Here is a 21423-nt window from a genome sequence, read left to right as displayed (position 1 = left end):
TGATAGCCCTGGTGGGAAAGTTCTGAACCGTCCGGCCGGTACAGTTTCCGTTGACAAACCGTCCGGACGGTATAGTAACGCCCGTCATGCCCGACACCACCCCGCCCGTCGCCATCGATGCCCGCACCCGCATCCTCGACGCCGCCGAGCGCATCGTGCAGGCCAAGGGCGTCGCCGGCCTCACGCTGGATGCCGCCGCGCGCGAGGCCGGGGTCTCCAAGGGCGGGCTGCTCTACCACTTCGCCTCCAAGGAGGCCCTGCTGATCGGGCTGCTGACGCGGCTGGCCGCCTATATCGAGGCGGATTTCGAGGGCGTGCTGGCGCTGCAGAAGCCGGGCCGCGGGCGCACCGCGCGGGCCATGCTGGCCTGGACCTTCGACCATCCGGACTCCGTCTGCGAGCAGCACGAGCGCGCCGCCGGCGTCTTCCTCGCCGCCTTCCACCAGGACCCCGCGCTGCTGGACCCGATCCGCCGGGTCTTCGACCGCGTCCGCACGCGCCTGCGCGAGGACGGGCTGCCGCCGGGCCATGCGATGGCTGTCATGGCGGCCTGCGACGGGCTGTTCATGTCGCGGGTCTTCGAGATGTACGAACTGTCCGACGGGGAGCAGCGCGCGCTGCGCGAGGCGCTCGCGACCCTGATCGGAGACGGCACGTGAAACGCTGGCTCCTGGGCGCCGCGGCGCTCGCCGTGGCCGGCGCCGGCGGGTGGTACGTGCTCGGCGCGCAGACCCCGCCGCCCACACCGGTCGCCACCGCGCCCGCGCCGCCGCCGGGCGTGGGCGCGCTGGGCCGGGTGGAACCGGCGTCACGCGTGAGAAAGCTCAACCAGCCCGGCGGCATGGCCGTGACGCGGCTCGAGCGGCTGCTGGTCGAGGAGGGCGACGACGTCCGCGCCGGCCAGGTGATCGCCGAATTCGCCGATGCCGCGCTGAAGGACGCGACCGTCGCGCAGAACCGCGCCTCGGTCGCCGAGCAGCGCACCGCGCTGCAGCGCACGCGCGAGGCCGGCCGGGCCAGCGAGATCGACGCCCAGCGCGCCCGCATCGCGAGCCTCGCCGCGCAGGAGGAGATCGCGCGGCGCGACGCCACCCGCACCGACCGTCTCGTGCCCTCGGGCGCGGGCTCCGAGGCGATGGCCGAGCGCAACCGCTTCGCAGTCACCCGCCTCGCCGCCGACCGTGCGCAGGCGGAGGCGGACCTCGTCACCCTCTCCACCGCGCGCGCGGAGGACGTGCAGCTCGCCGAGGCGCGCGTCGCCGCCGCCGAGGCCACGCTGGCCAAGGCCGAGGCGGATGCGCGGCTCTCGCGCGTCGCGGCGCCGATGGACGGCACCATCCTGCGCATCTTCGCCCGGCCGGGCGATCAGGTGGGCAGCGACGGGCTGATGGAGATGGCCGACCTCACGCGGCTGGACGTGGTGGCCGACGTCTTCGAGACCGACCTGCCGCGCGTGCGCGTGGGCGCGCCGGCCGAGGTCGTCATCCCCGGCGAGAACCGCCGCGTCGGCGCCACGGTGCGCGAGATCGGCTGGCAGGTCCGGCGCACGACGCAGGCCGGCACCGATCCCATCGCGGCCGTGGATTCGCGCACGGTGGAGGTGCGGCTGACCCTTTCCGACGAGGGAATCGCGCTGCTGCGCCGGAGGACCAACATGCAGGTGCAGGTCGCGATCCGAGCCAGGGACGTGCCGGTGGCCGCCCGATGAACGAGATCGCCGCCGCCCCCAAGCTGCTGCCCTGGGCACCCGAGCGCAACGGCGAGGCCCTGCCGGAGCCGCCCGCCGCGCCGAAGCCCTCGCCGTCGTTGTCTGACCTGATCCTGCTCCCGCTGCGCCTGGCCTGGCGTCAGCTGCGCGCGGAAAAATCGCGGCTCTTCGCGGCGATGGCGGGGGTGATGTTCGCCTGCGTGCTGGTCTTCATGCAGCTCGGCTTCCGCGGTGCGCTGTTCGACAGCGCGACCAACCTGCTCGGCGCCATGCGGGCCGACCTCTTCCTCGTGCATCCCATGACGGATGCCAGCTTCCGGCCCGAGCCGCTGCCGCGCGCCCGCGCCTTCCAGACGCTCGCCGATCCCGACGTGCAGCTCGCCGTGCCCATCTACCTCGCGCAGAGCACCTGGCGGAACCCGGAGACGGGGCGGCGCCGCGCGGTGCAGCTCATCGGCCTCGATGCCGGCGCGGGGGCGGTGGAGTTTCCCGGCCTCGCCGGCATCGTGGAGGCGCTGAAGCGGCCGGACACGGTGGCCTTCGACAGCCGCTCGCGGCCGGAATTCGGCCCGGTCGGCCGGCTCTTCGCCGAGCGCGGGAACTTCGACGTGCAGCTCGGCAACCGGCGGATGGAGCTGGTCGGCGTGGTCGAGATCGGACCGAGCTTCGGCGCCGACGGCAATGTCGTGATGAGCGAGACGAATTTTCGCCGTGTCGTGGAGCGGCGCGTCTCCAACACGGACCTCGTGGCGCTGAAGCTGCGAGACGGCGCCGACCGCGTCGCGGTGCAGGCGCGGCTGCGTGCGCTGCTGCCCGGCGACGTGATGGTCATGACGCATGAGGAGCTCGTGGCTCACGAGCGCGAGTACTGGGAGAACGGCACGCCGATCGGCTTCATCTTCGTCTTCGGCAGCCTGATGGGCCTCGTGGTCGGGATGGTGATCGTCTACCAGATCCTCTTCTCCGACATCGCGAGCCACATCGCCGAATACGCCACGCTGAAGGCGATGGGGTACTCCAACGGCTATCTCTCGCGCGTGGTGATGGGCTCCGCGCTGATCCTGGCGATCATCGGCTTCATCCCCGGCTTCGGGCTGTCCTGGTTCCTCTACGACCTGGTGGGTCAGGCGACCTTCCTGCCGCTCTTCATGCGTCCCGAGCGCGCGGCGGTGGTGTTCCTGATGATCTTCGGCATGTGCGCGATCGCGGGCATCCTCGCGGTGCGCAAGCTGCGCGACGCCAATCCCGCGGACATGTTCTGATGGCCGGGATGCCGGTCGAGCTCAGGGACATCACCTTCGCCTACGGCACGGGCGAGCTGCGGCGCAACGTGCTGCGCGAGGTGGATCTTTCCATCGCGCCCGGCGAGATCGTGCTGCTCACCGGACCCTCCGGCTCGGGGAAGACGACGCTGCTCACGCTCGTCGGCGCGCTGCGGTCGATGCAGCTCGGCACGGCGCGGGTGCTGGGGCAGGAGCTGACGGGCGCTTCCGAAAGCGAGCGCGTGCGGCTGCGCCGGCGCATCGGCTTCATCTTCCAGAACCACAACCTGCTCGGCTTCCTCACGGCGCGCCAGAACGTCGCGATGGCGATGGAGCTGGACGGCTCGCTGACGGAAGCGCAGCGCATGAAGCGGGCCGGCGAGATGTTGGAGGCGGTGGGCCTCGGCAGCCACGCGGAGAAGCCGCCCGCGCAGCTCTCGGGCGGGCAGCGGCAGCGCGTGGCCGTGGCGCGGGCGCTGGCGGGCGATCCCGGCCTGATCCTGGCGGACGAGCCGACCGCGGCCCTCGACAAGGTGAGCGGGCAGGAGGTGGTGCATCTCCTGCGCGACCTCGCGAAGGGCAGGGGCGTGCCGATCCTGCTGGTGACGCACGACCCGCGCATCCTCGACATCGCCGACCGGATCGTCGCGATGGAGGACGGGCGGATCGTGAGCCCGGCGGAGGAGAAGGCCGCGGTCAGCTAGCTGGCGTAGCTGCGCAGGTACTTCATCCCGGTGTCGCACATCGCCGTGACGATGGTGGCGCCGGGGCCGAGTTCCCCGGCGAGCCGCAGCGCGGCGATCACGTTGGAACCGGTGGAGGTGCCGGCGAAGATCCCCTCCTCGCGGGCAAGGCGCAGCGCCATGGCCTTCGCGGCTTCGGTGGAGACGCGCTCGATGCGATCGGCGAGGGTGGATTCCCAGAGCGGCACGACGAAGCCGGCGCCGATACCGTCGATCCCGTGCGCGCCGGGCGGGCCACCGGAGAGGACGGCGGATTCCTCGGGCTCCACCGCGACGATCCGCACGCCGCGCGGGCGCAGGCCCTCGCCGATGCCGCGCAGCGAGGCGGCGGTGCCGACGCTCTGCACGAAGCCGTCGATGCGGCCTCCCGTCCCCTCCAGGATTTCCGCCGCCATGGCGTGATAGGCCGCGAGCTGGTCGCGGTTCCTCATCTGGTCGGTCCAGAAGGCGCCGGTGCGCTCGGCGACGATGCCGGCCGCGGCGATCATGTCGCGCGTCAGCTTCTCCGTCATGCGGCCGCCCTCGCTCGGGATCACGTCGAGCTCCGCGCCGAGGATGCGCATGTGGTCCAGCTTCTCGCGCGCGAAGGCATCGGAGGTGACGATGTGGAGAGGATGGCCCTTCACGGCGCAGACCAGCGCCAGCGAGACGCCGGTGCTGCCGCCCGTGTACTCGACGACGGCGTCGCCGGGCCTCAAGCGGCCGTCGGCTTCCGCGGCCTCGATCATGGCCAGCGCCATGCGGTCCTTCATGCTGCCGCTGGGGTTCTCGCTCTCCAGCTTGAGCAGGATTCGCGCGCCGTTCGCCGGCACGATACGGCGGAGGGCGAGGAGGGAGGTGCGGCCGATGCGATTCAGGATGCTCATGGCGCTTTCCATGTAGCTACAAACTTTGTAGATACATAGAATGAGGCAGCCGCCGAGTCCACCGCGCAAGACCCTCCGCGCCGATGCGGCCGCGCTGGTGGCGGCGTGTCCGGGGGTGAATGCCCGGCTGGCGGCGCGGCGGATCAGCCAGTTCCTGGACCGCGAGCTGGCGGAGACGGGGCTGACGGGGGCTCAGCTCGGGCTGATGGCGCAGATCGCGACGATCCCGGACGACAGCCTGGGCGCCCTGGCGCGCCGGACGGGGCTGGAGCAATCCACGCTGTCGCGCAACCTGCGCACGCTGGAGGGGGAGGGGCTGGTGGAGATCGCCACGGTCCATGTGGATCTGCGGCGGCGCGCGGTGTGGCTGACGGAGATGGGCGCGCGCCGGCTGGAGGCGGCCCTGCCGGTATGGCAACGGGCGCAGTGGAAGCTGTCGAACCGTGTGTCTTCGGCTTCAGCGACACGCCTGGCGGAAGAGAGCGAAACTCTGGTGATCGGAGATGCAAGAGCCTGAGGTTCTTGCCGGAACCCCTGGTCCTACTTCTTCCAGCCCTGCCCCCGCGCCAGCAGCGCCTCGGCTTCCTCCGTGATGTCCCTGAGGATTTCCCCGGCCGGCTTCACGTCGTGGATCATCGACACGGCCTCGCCCGCGATCAGCGCCGCGATGTCGAAGTCGTTCGCCTCGCGCGCGGCGGCGTAGCGCGGACCTTCCTCGGCCATGTGACGGGTGAGCTCCAGCTCGCGGCCCATCCAGCGCTTCGCGTGCTCGTTGACGACGCAGCGGCCGGTGAAGGGCGCCGGCCAGATGTTCTGGCGCGAGATGTCGAAGATGAGGCTGCGGATCGTGTCGTCGCCGGAGGCCTTCGTCAGCCGCTGCTTCGCGGCGTCGGGTGCGGCCGCCTCGACGCTGGCATAGAAGCGCGAGCCGAGGACGACGCCCTCCGCGCCGAGCATCAGCGCTGCCGCCAGCCCGCGCCCGTCCGCCACGCCGCCGGAGGCGACGACGACGGCCTTGTCGCCCACCGCATCCACGACGGCCGGCACCAGCGCGAAGGTGCCGCGCGAGGCGCCATGGCCACCGGCCTCGGCGCCCTGGGCGACGACGATGTCCGCGCCCTTGGCCACGGCGTCGCGCGCCATCTCCACGCTCTGCACCTGGCAGATCACGTGGGAGCCCGCAGCCCGCGCGCGCTCCGCGAAGGGCGCGGGGTCGCCGAAGGAGAGCCACACGGCGTCGGGCTTCGCGGCGAGGGTGATGTCCATCAGGCGCGGCTGCTTCGCCATGCTCCAGGTGATGAAGCCGATGCCGAACTTTTGGCCAGTCCGCTCGCGCATCGCGACGAGCTTCGCTGACTCAACCTCCAGCCATTCCGCGTCGCCGTAGCCGCCGCCGAGGAGGCCGAGCCCGCCGCCGGCCGAGACCGCCTCGGTCAGCCGCGCATCGGCGAGCTTGTCCATGGCGGCGAGGAGGACGGGCCGCTCGATGCCCAGCAGTTCGGTGAGGCGGGTGCGCATGGCGGGATTCCTGGTGAGAGGAGGAAAGAATGGACCGGACGGCCGTTCCGTGAAATTGAATTGTTCAGAAGGGATCGATCTGGATCGGAGAACGACACGATGGACATGACCGGCCTCACCACCTTCGCCGCCGTGGCCCGGGCGGGCGGCATCACCGCCGCGGCGCGCGACATCTTCACCGTCCCCTCCAACGTCACGGCGCGGATCAAGGAGCTGGAGCAGGAGCTCGGCCTGCCGCTCTTCGAGCGCCACAGCCGAGGCATGTCGCTGACGCCCTCGGGCGAGCGGCTGCTGCCCTATGCCGAGCGCATCCTCTCGCTGATGGGCGAGGCGAAGCAGGCGGCGCAGGACGAGGGCACGCCCAGCGGTACGCTGCGCATCGGCTCGATGGAGACCACCGCGGCGGTGCGCCTGCCGCGCCTGCTGGCCGGCTTCCATCGGGAATGCCCCAGGGTCCGCCTGATCCTGCGCACCGGCCCCACGGCACGGCTGGTCGAGGCGGTGCTGGCGCGCGAGATCGAGGGCGCCTTCGTGGCCGCGCCCATCGACCATGCGGAGCTGGAATCGCAGCCTGCCTTCGAGGAGGAGCTGGTGCTGGTCTCCTCGCCCGCCATCCGCAACCTCGCCGCGCTGCGCAGGGCGGAGCTGGCGGCGCTCACCTTCCAGGCGGGCTGCTCCTACCGCCAGCGGCTGGAGCAGGTGCTGACGCGGCTTGGCCTCCCGGCCTTCACGCGGCTGGAGTTCGGCACGCTCGAAGGGATCCTCGGCTGCGTCGCCGCCGGCATGGGCGTGACCATGCTGCCGCGCGCGGTGGTCGAGGCCTCGGGCCTGCGCCGCGACCTTCGCTGCCACCGCATCGCCGGCGAGGAGGGGCGCACCACGACCCTCTTCATCCGGCGGCGCGACGGCTATCGCGGCCGTGCGCTCGCGGCGTTCCTGGGGATGGTCTGAGCGCGCCAGCGCACCACCAGCACCGCCGTCCCCTCGATCGCAACCAGCGCCGCCAGCAGCGCCAGCCCCGCCTCCGCCGCGCTCCAGCCGTAGAGCCGCAGCACGTGGCCGGCGCTGGCCAGCGGCACGATCCAGCCCAGCGAGCCGATCGCCGTCGCGACGAGAAAGGGCCGCAGCGGCAGCCGCAGCACGCCGGCCGGAAGCGCCTGGAAGATCCGCACCGTGGGCACGAGCTGCCCCATCAGCGTGATCGCGAAGGGCCGGCGCCGATACGCGCCCGACATCCGCTCGTAGAGCGCAGGCGAGAGCAGCACCCAGCGCCCGTGCCGCTCCACCAGCCGCCGCACCCGCCCGGCGCCGATGCCGGCCCCCAGCAGGTACCAGCCCAGCGCCCCGCCCAGCGATCCCACCGCTGCCACCAGGCAGCGCAGCAGCAGGTCGCCCACACCATGCGCTCCCATCCCTATCGCCGGGAAGAGCACGTAGGAGGGCAGCACCGGGATGAATTTTTCGACCGTCGCGGCGAGGAACACGTCCTGCAGCGTCGCCGCGTCGAGCAGCGCCTCGAGCTCGGCGATCAAGCGCGCAGGCCCTGCAGCCGCCCCGCCAGCCGGTAGCTCCACACCCGCGCCGGCCAGAGGTTCCGCCACACCATCGGCGAGCCCTCCGCGCGCAGCCCCGGCCGCGGCGCCGGCACGGGCGAGCGGACGAAGTAGGTGAACTGCACGAAGGGCGCTCCGGGAGCCGCGTGCCGCAGGCAGCCCAGCACGAGCCGCAGCCGCTCGCCCGGCGGCCGCACCAGCAGCGGCAGCCCCGCCACGACAGCCGAGGGCGGTATCTCCATCCGCCGCATCAGGATCGGCGCGGCATAGGCGTCCATCTGCACCACGCGCGCGCGGGGCCAGCGGTCGCGCAGCAGCTCGCAGAAGACCGGATCGGCCTCCACCAGCACGAGGCGCGAGGGCGCGATGCCCCGTTCCACCAAGGCCGCGGTCACCGCTCCCGTCCCCGGCCCGAGCTCGACGACCGGCCCCGGCGCCGAAGGATCGACGCGCGCGGCCATGGCCCGCGCCAAGTCCTGTCCGCTCGGCACGAAGGCACCGGCGCGCAGCGGGCTTTCCATCCAGGAGCGGAAGAACAGCGCGAGGTCGGACCGGCGGCGGCGGGGCATCTGCGGCTCCTCCAGGTCGTCCGGCAGATCCGGCGGCAGCGGCGCGTCGTTTCGTGCAAGGCTTCGGGCGAGTGACATCCATCATCCTCTCGGTGGGTCGATGGCGCCGAACCAAGCCGGCGATTGTGTCCCCTGGATTTCCGCCCAAAATTCTCCACAGCATTTCAGCGCGCACAAAAACGCGACATCCGTCAGAAACAAACGCATGCTGCGCTGCGCCGGTTTTTCCAGCGGGGATCACGAATGGGCGACCCGAAGAGCATTCTTGTCGTGGACGACGACCCCGGCATCCGCGACGTGATCGCGGAGAGCCTCGGCGCGCACGGCTTTCGCGTATTTCCGGCGCAGGACGCGCGCGCCATGGACCGCGCGATGGCCGAGCGCCGCTTCGACCTCGTGATCCTCGACGTGCTGATGCCTGGCGAGAACGGCCTCTCCGCCTGCCGCCGGCTCGACGTCACGCCCCGCCCGCCGGTCATCATGCTGAGCGCCATGGACCGCGCCACCGATCGCGTGAGCGGCCTCGACAGCGGCGCCGACTACTACCTCGCCAAGCCCTGCCATCCGCGCGAGCTGCTCGCCGTCGTGCGCGCCACGCTGCGCCGCGCCGCCGCCGGCGAGGCGCGCGAGCCCCGCGCCCCCTGCATCGCCTTCCTCGACTGGACCGTCGATTTCGCGACGCGCGAGGTGAAGAGTGCCGACGGCGTGCTGGTCCACCTCACCGAGGGCGAGTTCGTCCTGCTCCGCGCCTTCGTCGAGCGCCCGCGCCGCATCCTCACGCGCGAGCAACTGCTCGCCGTCGCCCGCGGCCCCGACTGCGAGTCCTTCGACCGCGCGATCGACGTCACGGTGAGCCGCCTGCGCCGCAAGCTGAAGGCGCCGGCCGATGGGCTGATCCGCACCATCCGCAACGAGGGCTACATGTTCGTCCCCGCCACCCGGAAGATCCGGGGAGACCGCTGATGCGCCTCGCCCGCCTGCCGCTCTACCTGCGCATCTTCCTGCTGCTGGTGGTGACGGTGCTGTTCATCCAGCTGCCGAACCTGGCGATGGTGCTGATCTGCCCGCCCACGTACGAGGCCAGCTTCTCCCTCGGCCAGCTGCGCGACGCGCTGGACGGCCGGCCGGTGGACCGGCTCGGCGTCCGCGTCATGGACGGCGCTGCGCTGCGCCCGCAGGAGGAGGCGCTGGAGCCCGCGCGCCGGCGCGTCGCCGAAGAGCTCGGCTTGCCGCCGGAGACGGTACGCCTGGAATTCGCCCGCCCTCCCTCCCGGCACGCGGAGCGCCTGGACAAGGGCATCTTCGACGCGGCGCGCCTCTTCCCCCGCGAGGTGCCGCGGGAAGGCGCGCTCGACCTGGACGGGCTGGTCTTCAGCGGCGACTTCCGGCTCGCGCGGCAGCTCGGCGACGGCACCTGGCGGGTGGCGAGCCCGCGGGATTCGGTGATGCAGGTCTGGCGCATCCGGGCGCTCACCTGGCTCATCGGCACGGTGCTCTTCGCCTTCCCGGCGGCCTGGGTGCTGGCCTGCTGGCTCTCGCGCCCCATCCGGCAGTTCGGCGACGCGGCCGAGCGGCTGGGGCGCAACCCGCGCGCCACGCCGCTCAGCCTCGACGGCCCCGCCGAGATCCGCGGGGCGGCCCAGGCCTTCAACGAGATGACCGAGCGCATCTCCCGCTACGTGGACGACCGTGTGGCGATGATGGCGGCCATCGCGCACGACCTGCGCACGCCGCTCACGCGCCTCTCCTTCCGCCTCGAGCGCGCGCCGGACGACATCCGCTGCAAGGGCGAGGCCGACATCGCGGAGATGATGGGCATGCTCGCCGCCGTGCTCGCCTTCGTGCAGAGCACGCAGGCCGGCCGCCCGCGCCGGCACCAGGAGCTGCGCTCGCTGCTCACCAGCATCGCCGACGACCAGGCCGACATGGGCCGCGACGTCACGGTCGAGGAAGGGCCCGACATCGTGCTGGTCGGCGACGATCAGGGGTTGCGCAGCCTCTTCACCAACCTCGTCGAAAACGCGGTGGCTTATGGCGGCAGCGCCAGCATCCGCCTGCGCCGGCAGGGCGGCGAGGCGATCGTCGAGGTGGAGGACGAAGGCCCCGGCCTGCCGGCCGACGAGCTGGAGCGCGTCTTCGAGCCCTTCTACCGCGCCGAGCCCTCACGCAACCGCGCGACCGGCGGCATCGGGCTGGGGCTGGCGCTGGTGCGCTCGGTGGCGGTGGCGCATGGCGGCTACGCGCTGCTGGAGAACCGCCTCGGCCGCGGGCTGCGCGCCAGGATCGCGCTGCCGATCTGAGGTCTTGAGGAGGGCTCTGCCCTCCTCAAGCTCCTCCCGCCAGGGCTTTTGGCCCTGGACCCTGGAACTTGAAGTCGGTCCCTTACTGATCGACGATGAACCCGTCGAAATGCGGCCGCATGCTGATCGGCTTCACCACCGGCGGCCGGATTCTCTGGGCATCCGGCAGCAGCGCCATGCCGAGGCCCGGCCGCGAGGGGATGTCCACGAAGCCGTTCACCGGCACGGGAACCTCGTCCACCACGTCGTGGCCCAGATGCTTCATGGTCGACTGGAACTTCCCGGATTCGAATCCCGTCGCGTATTCCTGGATCGCGAAGTTCGGGATCGCCGCGGCCAGCTGAAGGCAGGCCGCCAGCCCGATCGGCGAGAGCGGATTGTGCGGCACCACCATCACCTGGTGCGCCTCGGCGATCGCCGCGACCTTCTTGCCGCCCGTGATGCCGCCGCAGAGGCAGAGGTCCACGCGCGCATATTCCACGCCGCCGCGCGCCATCAGCGCCTGGAACTCGTAGATGGTCGAGAAGCGCTCGCCGGTCGCGATCGGCACATGCGTCTTCTCCGCGACGCGCGCCATGGCGTCCGGCCCTTCGGGGCGGATCGGATCCTCGATGAACATCGGGTGGAACTCCTCGATGCCACGGGAGAAGACGATGGCCTCGGCCACCGTCAGCCGGCGGTGCACCTCGATGAGCAGGTCCACGCGGTCGCCGACGACCTCGCGCATGCGGCGCGTGTTGTCGATCGCGTCGCGCATCTTCTTCACATGGGTCTTGAAGTAGACCTGGTCGTGGCCCTCGTCGAGGAAGGGGTTGAGGTGGCCGAAGGCGTTGAAGCCCGCCTCCATCTTGCGATGGCACTCCTCCAGCATATCCTCGATGTTCTTCTCGTAGATATGCCCGTAGATGCGCGCCTTCCTGCGCGCCGCGCCGCCGAGCAGCTCGTAGATCGGCGCGCCCAGCGCCTGGCCCTTGATATCCCAGAGCGCGATGTCGATGGCCGAGATCGCCGCGTTGATCGCCAGCCCCTGGAAGTAGCTGAAGCGGTGCATGACGTTCCAGTGATGCTCGATGTCCTCGGCCCGCTTGCCGACGAGGTACTCGCCGAAGCGGCTGATCGCGGTCGCGGCCGCCTGGATGTGGCCCCAGATGCCGGCCTCGCCGACGCCGGTGATGCCCGCATCCGTCTCGACCTGCACATACATGAACTGACCGACGTGCAGCGGCCCGACCCTGGTGATCTTCATGGCGTCCTCCTGATTTGCCCCTATTGCTGGAGCAGATCGGGCGCCCTGGCGAGTCCGTGCGGGGTCCAGCGCGTGATGCGGTGGATGGAGGCCGGCGGCGTGTTCTCCCCCACCGTGTCCAGCCGCTCCACATCCAGGCCCAGCCGCTCGAGGATGTCGCTGCGGATCGGCAGGCGCGGGCCGAAGCCGATCTGGTAGAAGGCGCCGTCCGGCCGCAGATGGGCGAAGGCCCCGGTCAGGATGGCGGTGACCTGCCGGCCCGGCAGCGCGTGCATCGGCAGGCTGCAGACCACTGCGCCGGCCTTCTCGCCGCGGAAGAGCGGCGCGTGGCCCAGCGCGGCGGCGCCGAGGACCGTGGCTTCCGGATAGGTCAGCCGCAGGAACTCCAGGAATTCCGAGCCCAGCTCGACCAGGGCGAGCCGGTGCTGCGGCATGCCGCGCCGAAGCAGCTCCTGCGCGAAGGCGCCGGTGCCCGCGCCGAGCTCGATCAGCGGCGCGTCGCTGGGCAGGACCAGCTCGGCGACGCGCCGCGTCAGCGCCCCGCCCGTGGCGGCACCCCCGCCGATCCGGCCGGGGTCGTTGATCCAGTCGCAGAAGAACTTCCAGCTTTCGGCGATGCCCATGCCTTCGATTCCCAGATATGGCGGGGACGGTCTGGCACGGGTGTGTTGCAGAAGAATGTCGAGCATTCTTGTCGGGGATGACCGCGATCCATTTCGGCGCTTGATCGGAATCGGGCGGCGGCGCAGCTTCCCGGACCTGGGACGAGCCGGCTGGGCCGGCGCTCCCGGGAATTAAATCTGGGCAATTGGGAGACGAATCGACATGCTGAAATCCTGGCTGCGCGCCCCGCTTGCGGCGCTCGCCCTGAGCGTCGCCTCGGCGGGCGCCATGGCGCAGTCCACGCCGCCTTCGCCCACCCTGAACCAGATCCGCTCCCGCGGCACGCTGGTCTGCGGCGTGAACGCGAACACCCCCGGCTTCACCACGATCGACAGCCGCGGCGAGTATCGCGGCATGGTGGCCGACCTCTGCCGCGGCCTCGCCGCCGCCATCTTCGCCGACGCGACCAAGGTGCGCTTCGTGCCGCTCTCCTTCGCGACGCGCTTCACCGCGCTCAGCGCCGGCGAGGTGGACCTGCTCTTCCTCACCAGCACCATGACCGTGATGCGGGACACCACGCTCGGCCTGCGCTTCGTCGAGGCCTATTTCTACGACGGCCACGGCTTCATGGCCCGCCGCGACGCCAATGTGCAGAACGCCCGCGGCCTCGCCGGCGCCACCATCTGCCTGAACCCCGGCACGACCAACGAGCAGATCACGGCGGAATACTTCCGCAGCCAGAACCTCCAGTTCACGCCCGTGCTGCTGGAGCAGAACGAGCAGGTGCTGGCCGCGCTCTCCGCCGGCCGCTGCGACGCCTTCGGCTTCGACGCCTCGGGCCTCGCCGCCATGCGCTCGGCCCTGCCCAACCCGAACGACTGGGTGATCCTGCCGGAGCGGTTCAGCAAGGAGCCCTACACGGCGGTGATCCGCCGCGGCGACGAGAGCTGGTTCGAGATCACGCGCTGGTTCACCTATGCGATCATCGAGGCGGAGGAGCAGGGCATCACGGCCGCCAATGCCGAGCAGATGCGCCGCACCTCGCAGGACGCCAACGTCCGCCGCCTGCTGGGCGCCGTGCCCGAGGTGGGCCAGGCGCTGCGGCTGGATCCGGCCTGGGCCTACAACGCGATCCGCGCGATCGGCAATTACGGCGAGCTGTACAACCGCAGCCTCGGGCCGAACACGCCGCTCGCCATGCCGCGCGCGCAGAACGAGATCTGGACGCGCGGCGGGCTGCTCTACGCGCCGCCCTTCCGGTGAGGCGCCGGGCCTGATCGCATCGGGCTTCTTCTGCCCGATGCGTGAATCAGTCCCGCAGCGAAGCCGATCGCTTCAGGCCTCTTTAGCCTGAAGCGTGGATCAGCCTGGCGACGTTTGCCCAATTTCGCGGCGCGCGGCCCGGGCCGCGCGCAGAAAATTGCCGCGGCCCGCAAGGGCCGCGGTTTTCGCCGAGATGACGCCGAATCCATTCGTTGACTCGCCAAGGGCCGCCAAACCACGATCCCGGCCATCAAACACAGGGATTGGGGTCTGAAATATGAAGTGGGATAAGCCCATTCGCGCTGCGCTGGCCGCGGCGTGCGTGACCATGTTCGGCGCGGCCGCCCAGGCCGGCCCGACGCTCGACCAGATCCGCGCGCGCGGCACGCTGAACTGCGGCGTCGGCACCGGCGTCGCCGGCTTCGCGCTGCCCGACACCCGCGGCGTCTGGCAGGGCCTCGACGCCGATCTCTGCCGCGGCCTTGCCGCCGCCATCTTCAACGATCCGGCGAAGGTGCGCTTCTTCCCGCTTTCCTCCTCCACGCGCTTCACCGCGCTGGGCTCGGGCGAGGTGGACGTGCTCTTCCGCACCAGCACGCAGACGATGCTGCGCGACACCACGCTCGGCCTGCGCCATGCGACGACCTACTTCTACGACGGCCATGGCTTCATCGTGCGCAACACCCTCGGCGTCAGCCAGGTGCGCGAGATGAGCGGCGCGACGATCTGCCTGATCCAGGGCACGACCAACGAGCAGGTCACGGCGGACTACTTCCGCAGCATCAACGTGCCCTTCCGCCCCGTCGTTTTCGAGCGCACGGACCAGGCGCAGGCTGCGCTGCAGGCCGGCCGCTGCGACAGCTTCGGCACCGACGCCTCGCAGCTCGCCGCCGTGCGCTCCACGATGCAGACGCCGGGCGACTGGACCATCCTGCCGGAGCGTTTCAGCAAGGAGCCCTACGGCGCCTATATCCGCCGCGGCGACGACGAGTGGTTCGACCTGGTGCGCTGGTACACCACCGCGCTGATCGAGGCCGAGGAGCAGGGCGTGACCCAGGCCAATGCCGAGGAGATGCGGCGCACCAGCACCAACGCCAACACGCGCCGCCTGCTGGGCGCGACGCCGGAGCTGGGGCAGTCGCTGAAGCTGGATGCCGCCTGGGCCTACAACGCGATCCGCGCGATCGGGAACTACGGCGAGCTCTATGAGCGGACCATGGGCGAGCGCACGCCGGTCGCGCTGCCGCGCGGCCCGAACAACCTCTGGACCAATGGCGGGCTGATGTACGCCCTGCCGATGCGGTGAAGCATCGCCCCCTCGGCGCCGCGCCGAGGGGGTTTTCCTGACGTCCCGTCTTCGCGCTGCAACACAGCCGTGTGTTGACTTCGCCCAGTCGCGCGCGGACGATCCGGCCCACTGACACAGGGACCAGGATCGCCAGTCATGACATGGAACATCCCCTTCCGGGCCGCGCTCGTCGCGGCCCTTTCGGCCGTGCTCGGCGCCACGGCGCAGGCCGGCCCCACGCTCGACCAGGTGCGCCAGCGCGGCACGCTCGCCTGCGGCGTCCACACCGGCAATGCCGGCATGTCGCTGCCCGACAGCCGCGGCGTCTACCAGGGCTTGGAGGTCGACCTGTGCCGCGGCCTCGCGGTCGCCATCTTCAACGATATCACCAAGGTGCGCTTCATCCCGCTGACGGCCTCCACGCGCTTCACCGCGCTGGGCTCGGGCGAGATCGACGTGCTCATCCGCGGCAGCACGCAGACCATGCTGCGCGACACCACGCTCGGCCTGCGCCACGCCGTCACCTACTTCTATGACGGCCACGGCTTCATGGTGCGCAAGAGCCTCGGCGTCACCCAGGTGCGCGAGCTGAACGGCGCGACGATCTGCCTGATCCAGGGCACGACCAACGAGCAGGTCACGGCGGACTACTTCCGCAGCATCAACGTGCCCTTCCGCCCGGTGGTCTTCGAGCGCACGGACCAGGCGGCGGCCGCGCTGCAGGCCGGCCGCTGCGACGCCTTCGGCACCGACGCCTCGCAGCTCGCGGCCACGCGCTCGACCATGTCGAACCCCTCGGACTGGACGGTGCTGCCGGAGCGGTTCAGCAAGGAGCCCTATGCGGCCTATATCCGCCGCGGCGACGATGAGTGGTTCGACCTCGTGCGCTGGTACACCTATGCGCTGATCGAGGCCGAGGAACTGGGCGTGACCTCGCAGAACGCCGAGCAGATGCGGGCCAGCAGCACCAACGCCAATGTCCGCCGCCTGCTGGGCGCGACGCCTGAGCTCGGCCAGTCGCTGAAGCTGGATCCGGCCTGGGCCTACAACGCGATCCGCGCGATCGGCAACTACGGCGAGCTCTACGAGCGGACCATGGGCGAGCGGACCCCCGTGGGCCTGCCGCGGGCGCAGAACAACCTCTGGACCAACGGCGGGCTGATGTACGCGCTGCCGATGCGGTGATGCACGGGGAGGCCGTCTCCCGGCTTCCCAGAGGCTGACAACGAGCCCTCCGGCAGCGCGCTGCCGGAGGGCTTTTTGCTGCTTGCTGTGGCCCGGTATGGCGGGGCCAGGGGCCCGATGTCACCGGGCGTGCGGGTCGCCATCTCGCGGCGGCACATGCGTTCCGGACGGCTCGCGGCGAGATGGGCTTTTCTCGCGACCGCATCGACGGAAGGCACGGATGTGATGAGCGACGGGACCGAAGCGGGGAGGCGGGGATGAACGCTTCCCTCACGACGCTGTGGGTCGCGCTGGGCGGCGCGTTCGGCAGCGCGGCGCGCTACTGGGTCGGGCTCTGGATGGCGCCGCTCGGCCGCGGGCTGCCCTGGGGCACCATCGCGATCAACATCCTGGGCTCGCTGATCATCGGCTTCTTCGGCGCGCTGCTGGCGGCCGGCCGGCATCCGCTGCCGGAAACGGCGCGGCTCTTCGTGATGGTGGGCGTCTGCGGCGGCTTCACGACCTTCTCGTCCTTCAGCCTGCAGACGCTCGACCTGCTGCGGATGGGCGCCACGACGCGGGCGCTGCTCAACGTCGCGCTGTCGGTGCTGCTGTGCCTCGTGGCGGTGGCGGCCGGGCACGCCATGGCCCTGCGGGTGAACGAGGGCGTGCCTGCCGTCGCCCAGGCCATGGCAGTGGGAAAGCCGGGCTGAACGGTCGGCGCCGTTCAACCGACTTTACCGCCGGCGTTCCGATGGGGCCGCGCTGAGGGCGTTAGAACAACAATCCCTTCTTCAGCAGCCCGTGCACGCCCTTTTCTCCGTTCACCGTCTGTGTCACGTGGAAGTCCACCGCCAGCGAGCAGAACTGGTAGGCATCCGCCGGGCTGAGATTCGTCCGGCTGGTGATGAAGCCGATCATCTCGCGCAGCGACTTCTTCATCGCCTCGTCGAGGTCCTCGTGCATGCCCATGGTGATGAAGTGCGTCTTCGTCTCCGCGCGCGGATAGGCGAGCTTCACGCCCTTCTCCAGCGTGAAGCGGAAGTGCCCGGTGAGGCACATCTCCAGCGCGTTGATGCAGACCTCGCCGTCGCCCTGCACGCCATGCCCGTCGCCGGCGGAGAAGTTGCCGCCCGGCACGTGGACGGGCAGGAAGAGCGTCGCGCCCTCGCCGATCTCCTTGTTGTCCATGTTGCCGCCATGCGCGCGCGGCTCCTTGGTCGAGATCGCGCCCCATTCCGCCGGCGGCGCCACGCCCATCACGCCGAAGAAGGGCGAGAGCGGCAGGGTGATGCCCGGTCCGATCGGCACGTGGCCGGTACGCTTCTCATGGTCCACCGGAATGTGGAGCATCTTCCGATACGGAAAATCCTCCGGCAGCGTGCCGCCGAGCGGGCGGAAGCCGCAGTAGCCCCATTCGGCGCCGAGATCGATCTTCTCGATGTCCACGCGCAGCGTGTCGCCGGGCATGGCGCCCTTCACCGCGACCGGCCCGGTGAGCATGTGCGGCCCGAGGCGCGGCGGCTTGCTGGCGTGGTAGGCGATGAGCTCGGGGCGGATGTTCAGGCCCAGCTCCTTCGCCTCGGCGAGGACGTCGGGCGGGCCGGAGATGCACTGCATCACCACGAGGTCGCCGCTCTCCACTTCGAGCACGGGCTTGAAGCTGGCGTCGAAGGTGCCCCAGTGCATGGTTTCGGGCGTTGCGGCGACGTGATGGGTGGCGGCCATGAGCTTCTCCTGCGGAAGAGGGGATGAAGCCGTTGGGATGGCGGCAGGTCAAGGCGGGTCCGGGGTCCGCCACGGACACCCGCTATCGCCGCGTGATGTGGTGAGCGGCCTCGTCCGGCCCCTGCCAGCCTCTGCGTTCGAGTTCCGGCGTGTCGTCCTCGCCATCCGGATATCCGATGCAGAGATAGGCGACGAGGCTCCACCCTTCCGGCGCCTCCAGGATTTCAGCGACGCGCTCCGCCCGCAGGATCGACACCCATCCCACGCCGATCCCGCGCGCCCGTGCCGCGAGCCACAGCGCGAAGACGGCGCCCATGGCCGAGGCGCGCAGCGTCTCCGGCATGGTGGCGCGGCCGAGCCCGTGGCCGGCTTCCGTCGCCTCGTCGCAGAAGACCGCGAGATGCACCGGCGCCTCGACGAGCCCCGCGAGCTTCAGCGACGCATAGGCCCCTGCGCGCTCTTCCGGCTGGGCGGCGAGGGCTTCGGCATTGCAGGCCTCGAACTCCGCGCGGATGGCGTTGCGGCGTTCGGGCGATTCCACCGCGACGAAGCGCCAGGGCTGCGAATTTCCGACAGAAGGCGCGAGGCAGGCGCGCTCGACCAACTCTTTCAGCATGCCCTCGGGCAGGGGGGCCGACCGAAAGTGGCGCACGTCGCGCCGCCAGCGCAGCAGCAGATCGAGCTGCGCCTGGAACTCCGCGGAAAAGCTTACAACCATCCCTTGCGCTTGAAGTACCAGACCGGCACCACCGCGGTCGCGATCATCAGCAGGAGCGCGAGCGGATAGCCCAGGCTCCATTCCAGCTCGGGCATGTGTTGAAAATTCATGCCGTAGATGCTGGCGATCAGCGTGGGCGGCATCAGCGCGACGCTCACCACGGTGAAGGTCTTGATGATGTTGGTCTGCTCGACGTTGATGATGCCGAGCACCGCATCCAGCAGGAAGGTCGCCTTGTTGTTGAGGAAGTTCGCGTGCTCCACCAGCGAGCGCACGTCCCGCACCAGCGTCTTGATCGCGCCCTGGTTCTCCTTGCGGATCGCGATCGCCTTCTCCGCGCCGACGAAGGTGAGGATGCGGTTGAGGCCGAGCAGCGTCTCCGAGGCGCGCGTCGTCACCTCGCCGACCTGGCCCAACGTCAGCAGCGCCTCCTTCAGGTCGTTCTGGCCGAGCGTCACGGCGCCGGGCTTGCCGCGGCGGAAGGCGCCCTGGCTCGCGCGCTCCATGTCCGCGCCGATGCGCTCGAGGATGTCGGCGAGCCGGTCCACGATCTGCTCGAAGAGGTGCAGCATGACGGCGTCGCCGCTGGTCATCAGCGAGGGCGTCTTCTGGCAGCGCGCGGCGAAGACCGGGAAGGCCTTGGGCGTCGCGTAGCGCACCGTGACCAGCGAGTTGCCCGCCAGCACGAAGGAGATCGGCGTGGAGCTGAACTCGCCCGTGTCGACGCCGTAGAGGAAGTTGGCCGTGAGGACGAGCGTGTCCTCCTCGCGGTAGAGGCGCGAGGAGCTTTCGATCTCCTGCATCTCCTCGCGCGTCGGGACCTCGATGTGCAGCGCGTCCTGCACCGCATGCTCCTCCTCGCGGGAGGGCTGCATGAGGTCGATCCAGACGGCGGCACGCAGCGCCTCGGGCTGGCTCACGCCCTCGCGCATCGCGAGATGACCGTTCTCGACGGTATAGGTCGTCAGCATGTGCGGCTGCTCTCCGCGGTGGCGGTGATTTCGGTTCTAGCTGCGCAACAAGGCCCTGTCACTCCGACAGCAGCGATGTCACATCCTGGAAATCGGCGGCCTCGGGATGGCGTCCCGAGGCCTTGGTCCCGTCCTCGGCGCGGACGAGCTGGCAGGTGGCGAGTCCGGCCTCGCGGGCCGCGTCCAGCTCCTCCGCGACGTCGGAGAGGAACAGGATCCGCCCCGGCTCGACGCCCCAGGCGCGGGCGATGTTCGCATAGCTCGCGGCCTCGCGCTTCATGCCCATGCGCGTGTCGAAGAAGCCCTCGAAGAGCGGCTCCAGGTCGCCCGCCTCGGAGTGGCGGACCAGCAGGCGCTGCGCCTCCTCGCTGCCCGAGGAGTAGATGGCCAGGTGCAGCCCGCGCGCGTGCCAGTCGCGCAGCGCGGCGGCCACGTCGGGCCAGAGATGGCCCTTCAGCTCGCCGGCCTTGTAGCCCTCGCGCCAGATCAGGCCCTGCAGCGCCTTGAGCGGCGTGACCTTGGCATCCGCGGCCATCCAGGCACGGATCTGCGCGGGCTTGTCCTCGCCCGGGACCACGGCGAGCACCGCGGCCACCTCGGCCTCGCCGCCGTGCCGCGCCAGGAAGCCGTCCAGCGCGGAGGCCGCGTAGGGAAAGAGCGACCGGTGCACGAAGGCGATGGCGGTGGTGGTCCCCTCGATGTCCGTCAGGACATGCGTGATGCCACCCGCCACGCTAACCGACGACGACCGGGAATTTCGCGGCGATGTCCGTGCCGGTGTAGTGCGGCGTCCAGCCCGTGGTGTCGGTGAAGATGCGCAACGCGGTCACGTGCGGGATCTCGCCGGCGTCGAACCAGTGCTTCGTGTTGGCGGGCACCGAGATCAGGTCGCCCTTCGTGCAATGCGCGTCGTAGACCTTCCCGTCCACGTGCATGACGAAGTTGCCCGCGCCCTCGTGGAAGAAGCGGATCTCGTCCTCCGTGTGGATGTGCTCCGACAGGAACTTCTGGCGGATCGCATCCTTCTGCGGATTGTCCGCGGTCAGGCGGATGACGTCGGCGGTGCCGGCCTTGGTCTCCTTCAGGAGATCGTCGAGATGCGGCTTGTAGGCCGCCAGCACCACGTCGGCCTCGGCGCCCTCGGGCAGCGGCGCCACGGGCCATTGCTCGAAGCGCACGCCAATCGGCTTGAGCGCCTCGGCGATCTCTGCAGGCTTTTCCGTCCGGAGAAGTTCCTTCTGCGTGGCGGCATCCCAGATGGTCAGGCGGCTCATGGGCGCAGTCTCCGTGTCTCCAGCTCGCAGGCGAGCATGAATTCCAACGCCTCCAGGCGCATCAGCGCGCCCGGCATGTCATCGGCCCAGACATATAGTCCATGGCCGCGGATGAGGTAGCCCGGCGGTGCATCGGGGGCGGCATCCCAGGCCTGCGTCACGCGCGCCTGAAGCCGGCCGATATCCTGGTCGTTGTCGAGAACGGGCAGCCGGATCGCCGCCTCATGGGTCGGCAGGCCGGGAAATGCCTTCAACAATTCATATCCGGCGAGGGGGATCGAATCCCCGGCCAGCCGCGACAGCACCGTTGCCGGCACGGAATGCCCGTGCAGCGCGGCGCCGGCCTTGGGGAAGCGGCGGTAGATGCCGCAATGCAGCCCGGTCTCGGCGGAGGGACGCAGGTTGCTGTCCTCCGCGCGCCCGTCGAGATCCACGGCCATCACCCCGTCCTGCGGGATGAAGCCTTTGTGGAAGCCGGAGCGCGTGATGGCAACGCGATCGCCCGGAAGGCGGACGGAGATGTTGCCGGCAGTGGCCGGCACCCAGCCGAGCGCATCCATCCGCCGGCCGGCGGCGCGGATCGCGTCGGTCGCGGTCTCGGGGATGGAAGCCATGGTCAAACCGCCGGGGTCAAGCCGCCGCCGGGCGC

24 protein-coding genes are annotated in these 21423 nt (G+C 70.5%); 12 read left to right on the top strand and 12 right to left on the bottom strand.

Annotation, left to right across the window (positions count from 1 at the left end; genetic code table 11):
* The first annotated feature begins 86 nt into the window (after positions 1-86).
* The 4 genes from AC1ROY_RS01615 to AC1ROY_RS01600 are packed head-to-tail and all read left to right on the top strand — an operon-like array spanning position 87 to position 3674.
* Positions 87-659 (top strand): TetR/AcrR family transcriptional regulator, encoded by a 573-nt coding sequence (locus AC1ROY_RS01615; RefSeq protein ID WP_493146539.1) that lies wholly within the window; start codon positions 87-89, stop codon positions 657-659.
* Complete coding sequence (locus tag AC1ROY_RS01610) at positions 656-1708, top strand: hypothetical protein (protein ID WP_493146538.1); 1053 nt, start codon at positions 656-658, stop codon at positions 1706-1708. The genes AC1ROY_RS01615 and AC1ROY_RS01610 overlap by 4 nt, the downstream gene beginning before the upstream one ends.
* Complete coding sequence (gene devC / locus AC1ROY_RS01605; RefSeq protein ID WP_493146536.1) at positions 1705-2970, top strand: ABC transporter permease DevC; 1266 nt, start codon at positions 1705-1707, stop codon at positions 2968-2970. Before AC1ROY_RS01610 ends, devC begins: the two co-directional genes overlap by 4 nt.
* The gene (locus AC1ROY_RS01600; RefSeq protein ID WP_493146535.1) at positions 2970-3674 is read left to right on the top strand and encodes an ATP-binding cassette domain-containing protein; all 705 of its coding nucleotides are present in this window, start codon (positions 2970-2972) and stop codon (positions 3672-3674) included. The genes devC and AC1ROY_RS01600 overlap by 1 nt, the downstream gene beginning before the upstream one ends.
* On the opposite strand, the gene AC1ROY_RS01595 is transcribed toward AC1ROY_RS01600, so the two are convergent.
* Positions 3671-4579, bottom strand: a complete 909-nt coding sequence (locus AC1ROY_RS01595; protein WP_493146533.1) for a PLP-dependent cysteine synthase family protein — start codon at positions 4577-4579, stop codon at positions 3671-3673. The genes AC1ROY_RS01600 and AC1ROY_RS01595 overlap by 4 nt on opposite strands.
* A 40-nt stretch (positions 4580-4619) precedes the next feature.
* On the opposite strand from AC1ROY_RS01595, the gene AC1ROY_RS01590 reads away from it, so the two are divergent.
* Positions 4620-5096, top strand: a complete 477-nt coding sequence (locus AC1ROY_RS01590; RefSeq protein ID WP_493146532.1) for a MarR family winged helix-turn-helix transcriptional regulator — start codon at positions 4620-4622, stop codon at positions 5094-5096.
* A 23-nt stretch (positions 5097-5119) separates the two neighbouring features.
* On the opposite strand, the gene AC1ROY_RS01585 is transcribed toward AC1ROY_RS01590, so the two are convergent.
* On the bottom strand, positions 5120-6097 hold the full coding sequence (locus tag AC1ROY_RS01585; RefSeq protein WP_493146530.1) for an NAD(P)H-dependent flavin oxidoreductase: 978 nt from the start codon (positions 6095-6097) through the stop codon (positions 5120-5122).
* Positions 6098-6196: 99 nt separating this feature from the next.
* Here AC1ROY_RS01585 and AC1ROY_RS01580 point away from each other — a divergent pair, with 99 nt between their 5' ends.
* Complete coding sequence (locus AC1ROY_RS01580) at positions 6197-7048, top strand: LysR family transcriptional regulator (RefSeq protein WP_493146528.1); 852 nt, start codon at positions 6197-6199, stop codon at positions 7046-7048.
* Here AC1ROY_RS01580 and AC1ROY_RS01575 read toward each other — a convergent pair.
* Positions 7006-7629, bottom strand: coding sequence for a DedA family protein (locus tag AC1ROY_RS01575; protein WP_493146527.1), 624 nt, complete (start codon positions 7627-7629; stop codon positions 7006-7008). The two genes, AC1ROY_RS01580 and AC1ROY_RS01575, sit on opposite strands and share 43 nt — an antisense overlap.
* Complete coding sequence (locus AC1ROY_RS01570) at positions 7626-8297, bottom strand: class I SAM-dependent methyltransferase (protein ID WP_493146525.1); 672 nt, start codon at positions 8295-8297, stop codon at positions 7626-7628. Before AC1ROY_RS01570 ends, AC1ROY_RS01575 begins: the two co-directional genes overlap by 4 nt.
* Before the next feature lie 165 nt (positions 8298-8462).
* On the opposite strand from AC1ROY_RS01570, the gene AC1ROY_RS01565 reads away from it, so the two are divergent.
* Together AC1ROY_RS01565 and AC1ROY_RS01560 are read left to right on the top strand one after the other, a co-directional pair.
* Positions 8463-9182, top strand: coding sequence for a response regulator (locus AC1ROY_RS01565; RefSeq protein ID WP_493146523.1), 720 nt, complete (start codon positions 8463-8465; stop codon positions 9180-9182).
* Positions 9182-10519, top strand: coding sequence for a sensor histidine kinase (locus AC1ROY_RS01560; protein ID WP_493146521.1), 1338 nt, complete (start codon positions 9182-9184; stop codon positions 10517-10519). Before AC1ROY_RS01565 ends, AC1ROY_RS01560 begins: the two co-directional genes overlap by 1 nt.
* A gap of 82 nt (positions 10520-10601) precedes the next feature.
* Here AC1ROY_RS01560 and AC1ROY_RS01555 read toward each other — a convergent pair whose 3' ends face one another.
* Both AC1ROY_RS01555 and AC1ROY_RS01550 read right to left on the bottom strand, forming a co-directional pair.
* Positions 10602-11765: a mandelate racemase/muconate lactonizing enzyme family protein gene (locus tag AC1ROY_RS01555; RefSeq protein WP_493146520.1), complete on the bottom strand. Its 1164-nt coding sequence runs from the start codon at positions 11763-11765 to the stop codon at positions 10602-10604.
* A gap of 20 nt (positions 11766-11785) precedes the next feature.
* Positions 11786-12388, bottom strand: a complete 603-nt coding sequence (locus AC1ROY_RS01550) for a class I SAM-dependent methyltransferase (protein ID WP_493146519.1) — start codon at positions 12386-12388, stop codon at positions 11786-11788.
* A gap of 202 nt (positions 12389-12590) precedes the next feature.
* Between AC1ROY_RS01550 and AC1ROY_RS01545 the strand changes: the two genes are divergently transcribed.
* The 4 genes from AC1ROY_RS01545 (at position 12591) to crcB (ending at position 16796) form a co-directional block, all read left to right on the top strand.
* Entirely contained in the window at positions 12591-13631 is a 1041-nt protein-coding gene (locus tag AC1ROY_RS01545) for an amino acid ABC transporter substrate-binding protein (protein ID WP_493146518.1), read from the top strand.
* Positions 13632-13908: 277 nt separating this feature from the next.
* Complete coding sequence (locus tag AC1ROY_RS01540) at positions 13909-14937, top strand: amino acid ABC transporter substrate-binding protein (protein ID WP_493146516.1); 1029 nt, start codon at positions 13909-13911, stop codon at positions 14935-14937.
* Between the two features lie 138 nt (positions 14938-15075).
* Entirely contained in the window at positions 15076-16104 is a 1029-nt protein-coding gene (locus AC1ROY_RS01535; RefSeq protein WP_493146514.1) for an amino acid ABC transporter substrate-binding protein, read from the top strand.
* Positions 16105-16361: 257 nt separating this feature from the next.
* A complete protein-coding gene (crcB, locus tag AC1ROY_RS01530; protein WP_493146512.1) occupies positions 16362-16796 on the top strand; it encodes a fluoride efflux transporter CrcB in 435 nt (144 codons plus the stop codon).
* Between the two features lie 61 nt (positions 16797-16857).
* Here the strand turns inward: crcB and AC1ROY_RS01525 are convergent, their stop codons facing one another.
* The 6 genes from AC1ROY_RS01525 to AC1ROY_RS01500 all read right to left on the bottom strand — a co-directional run bounded on the left by AC1ROY_RS01525 (position 16858) and on the right by AC1ROY_RS01500 (position 21388).
* Entirely contained in the window at positions 16858-17811 is a 954-nt protein-coding gene (locus AC1ROY_RS01525) for an acetamidase/formamidase family protein (RefSeq protein ID WP_493146511.1), read from the bottom strand.
* Between the two features lie 82 nt (positions 17812-17893).
* The gene (gene bluB, locus AC1ROY_RS01520) at positions 17894-18529 is read right to left on the bottom strand and encodes a 5,6-dimethylbenzimidazole synthase (RefSeq protein WP_493146510.1); all 636 of its coding nucleotides are present in this window, start codon (positions 18527-18529) and stop codon (positions 17894-17896) included.
* Positions 18520-19500 carry a magnesium/cobalt transporter CorA gene (corA, locus tag AC1ROY_RS01515; RefSeq protein ID WP_493146508.1) on the bottom strand — a complete coding sequence of 327 codons (981 nt, stop codon included), beginning with the start codon at positions 19498-19500 and terminating at the stop codon, positions 18520-18522. The genes bluB and corA overlap by 10 nt, the downstream gene beginning before the upstream one ends.
* Before the next feature lie 58 nt (positions 19501-19558).
* Positions 19559-20233, bottom strand: a complete 675-nt coding sequence (mtnC, locus tag AC1ROY_RS01510) for an acireductone synthase (protein WP_493146507.1) — start codon at positions 20231-20233, stop codon at positions 19559-19561.
* A gap of 1 nt (position 20234) precedes the next feature.
* Positions 20235-20774, bottom strand: a complete 540-nt coding sequence (locus AC1ROY_RS01505; RefSeq protein ID WP_493146506.1) for a 1,2-dihydroxy-3-keto-5-methylthiopentene dioxygenase — start codon at positions 20772-20774, stop codon at positions 20235-20237.
* Complete coding sequence (locus AC1ROY_RS01500) at positions 20771-21388, bottom strand: methylthioribulose 1-phosphate dehydratase (protein WP_493146505.1); 618 nt, start codon at positions 21386-21388, stop codon at positions 20771-20773. The genes AC1ROY_RS01505 and AC1ROY_RS01500 overlap by 4 nt, the downstream gene beginning before the upstream one ends.
* Between the last annotated feature and the right edge of the window lie 35 nt (positions 21389-21423).

Source organism: Roseococcus sp. GW821-FHT12F05 (assembly GCF_058806835.1).
Note: the sequence above shows the minus strand (reverse complement) of the source record. Positions and strands in the feature narration are given on the sequence as shown.

Bases quoted from the DNA above. Each gene is read 5' to 3' on its own strand.
- AC1ROY_RS01615 (WP_493146539.1), top strand. From the start codon at position 87: ATGCCCGACACCACCCCGCCCGTCGCCATCGATGCCCGCACCCGCATC.
- devC (WP_493146536.1), top strand. From the start codon at position 1,705: ATGAACGAGATCGCCGCCGCCCCCAAGCTGCTGCCCTGGGCACCCGAG.
- AC1ROY_RS01600 (WP_493146535.1), top strand. From the start codon at position 2,970: ATGGCCGGGATGCCGGTCGAGCTCAGGGACATCACCTTCGCCTACGGC.
- AC1ROY_RS01595 (WP_493146533.1), bottom strand. From the start codon at position 4,579: ATGAGCATCCTGAATCGCATCGGCCGCACCTCCCTCCTCGCCCTCCGC.
- AC1ROY_RS01590 (WP_493146532.1), top strand. From the start codon at position 4,620: ATGAGGCAGCCGCCGAGTCCACCGCGCAAGACCCTCCGCGCCGATGCG.
- AC1ROY_RS01585 (WP_493146530.1), bottom strand. From the start codon at position 6,097: ATGCGCACCCGCCTCACCGAACTGCTGGGCATCGAGCGGCCCGTCCTC.
- AC1ROY_RS01580 (WP_493146528.1), top strand. From the start codon at position 6,197: ATGGACATGACCGGCCTCACCACCTTCGCCGCCGTGGCCCGGGCGGGC.
- AC1ROY_RS01570 (WP_493146525.1), bottom strand. From the start codon at position 8,297: ATGTCACTCGCCCGAAGCCTTGCACGAAACGACGCGCCGCTGCCGCCG.
- AC1ROY_RS01565 (WP_493146523.1), top strand. From the start codon at position 8,463: ATGGGCGACCCGAAGAGCATTCTTGTCGTGGACGACGACCCCGGCATC.
- AC1ROY_RS01560 (WP_493146521.1), top strand. From the start codon at position 9,182: ATGCGCCTCGCCCGCCTGCCGCTCTACCTGCGCATCTTCCTGCTGCTG.
- AC1ROY_RS01555 (WP_493146520.1), bottom strand. From the start codon at position 11,765: ATGAAGATCACCAGGGTCGGGCCGCTGCACGTCGGTCAGTTCATGTAT.
- AC1ROY_RS01550 (WP_493146519.1), bottom strand. From the start codon at position 12,388: ATGGGCATCGCCGAAAGCTGGAAGTTCTTCTGCGACTGGATCAACGAC.
- AC1ROY_RS01545 (WP_493146518.1), top strand. From the start codon at position 12,591: ATGCTGAAATCCTGGCTGCGCGCCCCGCTTGCGGCGCTCGCCCTGAGC.
- AC1ROY_RS01540 (WP_493146516.1), top strand. From the start codon at position 13,909: ATGAAGTGGGATAAGCCCATTCGCGCTGCGCTGGCCGCGGCGTGCGTG.
- AC1ROY_RS01535 (WP_493146514.1), top strand. From the start codon at position 15,076: ATGACATGGAACATCCCCTTCCGGGCCGCGCTCGTCGCGGCCCTTTCG.
- crcB (WP_493146512.1), top strand. From the start codon at position 16,362: ATGAACGCTTCCCTCACGACGCTGTGGGTCGCGCTGGGCGGCGCGTTC.
- AC1ROY_RS01525 (WP_493146511.1), bottom strand. From the start codon at position 17,811: ATGGCCGCCACCCATCACGTCGCCGCAACGCCCGAAACCATGCACTGG.
- bluB (WP_493146510.1), bottom strand. From the start codon at position 18,529: ATGGTTGTAAGCTTTTCCGCGGAGTTCCAGGCGCAGCTCGATCTGCTG.
- corA (WP_493146508.1), bottom strand. From the start codon at position 19,500: ATGCTGACGACCTATACCGTCGAGAACGGTCATCTCGCGATGCGCGAG.
- AC1ROY_RS01505 (WP_493146506.1), bottom strand. From the start codon at position 20,774: ATGAGCCGCCTGACCATCTGGGATGCCGCCACGCAGAAGGAACTTCTC.
- AC1ROY_RS01500 (WP_493146505.1), bottom strand. From the start codon at position 21,388: ATGGCTTCCATCCCCGAGACCGCGACCGACGCGATCCGCGCCGCCGGC.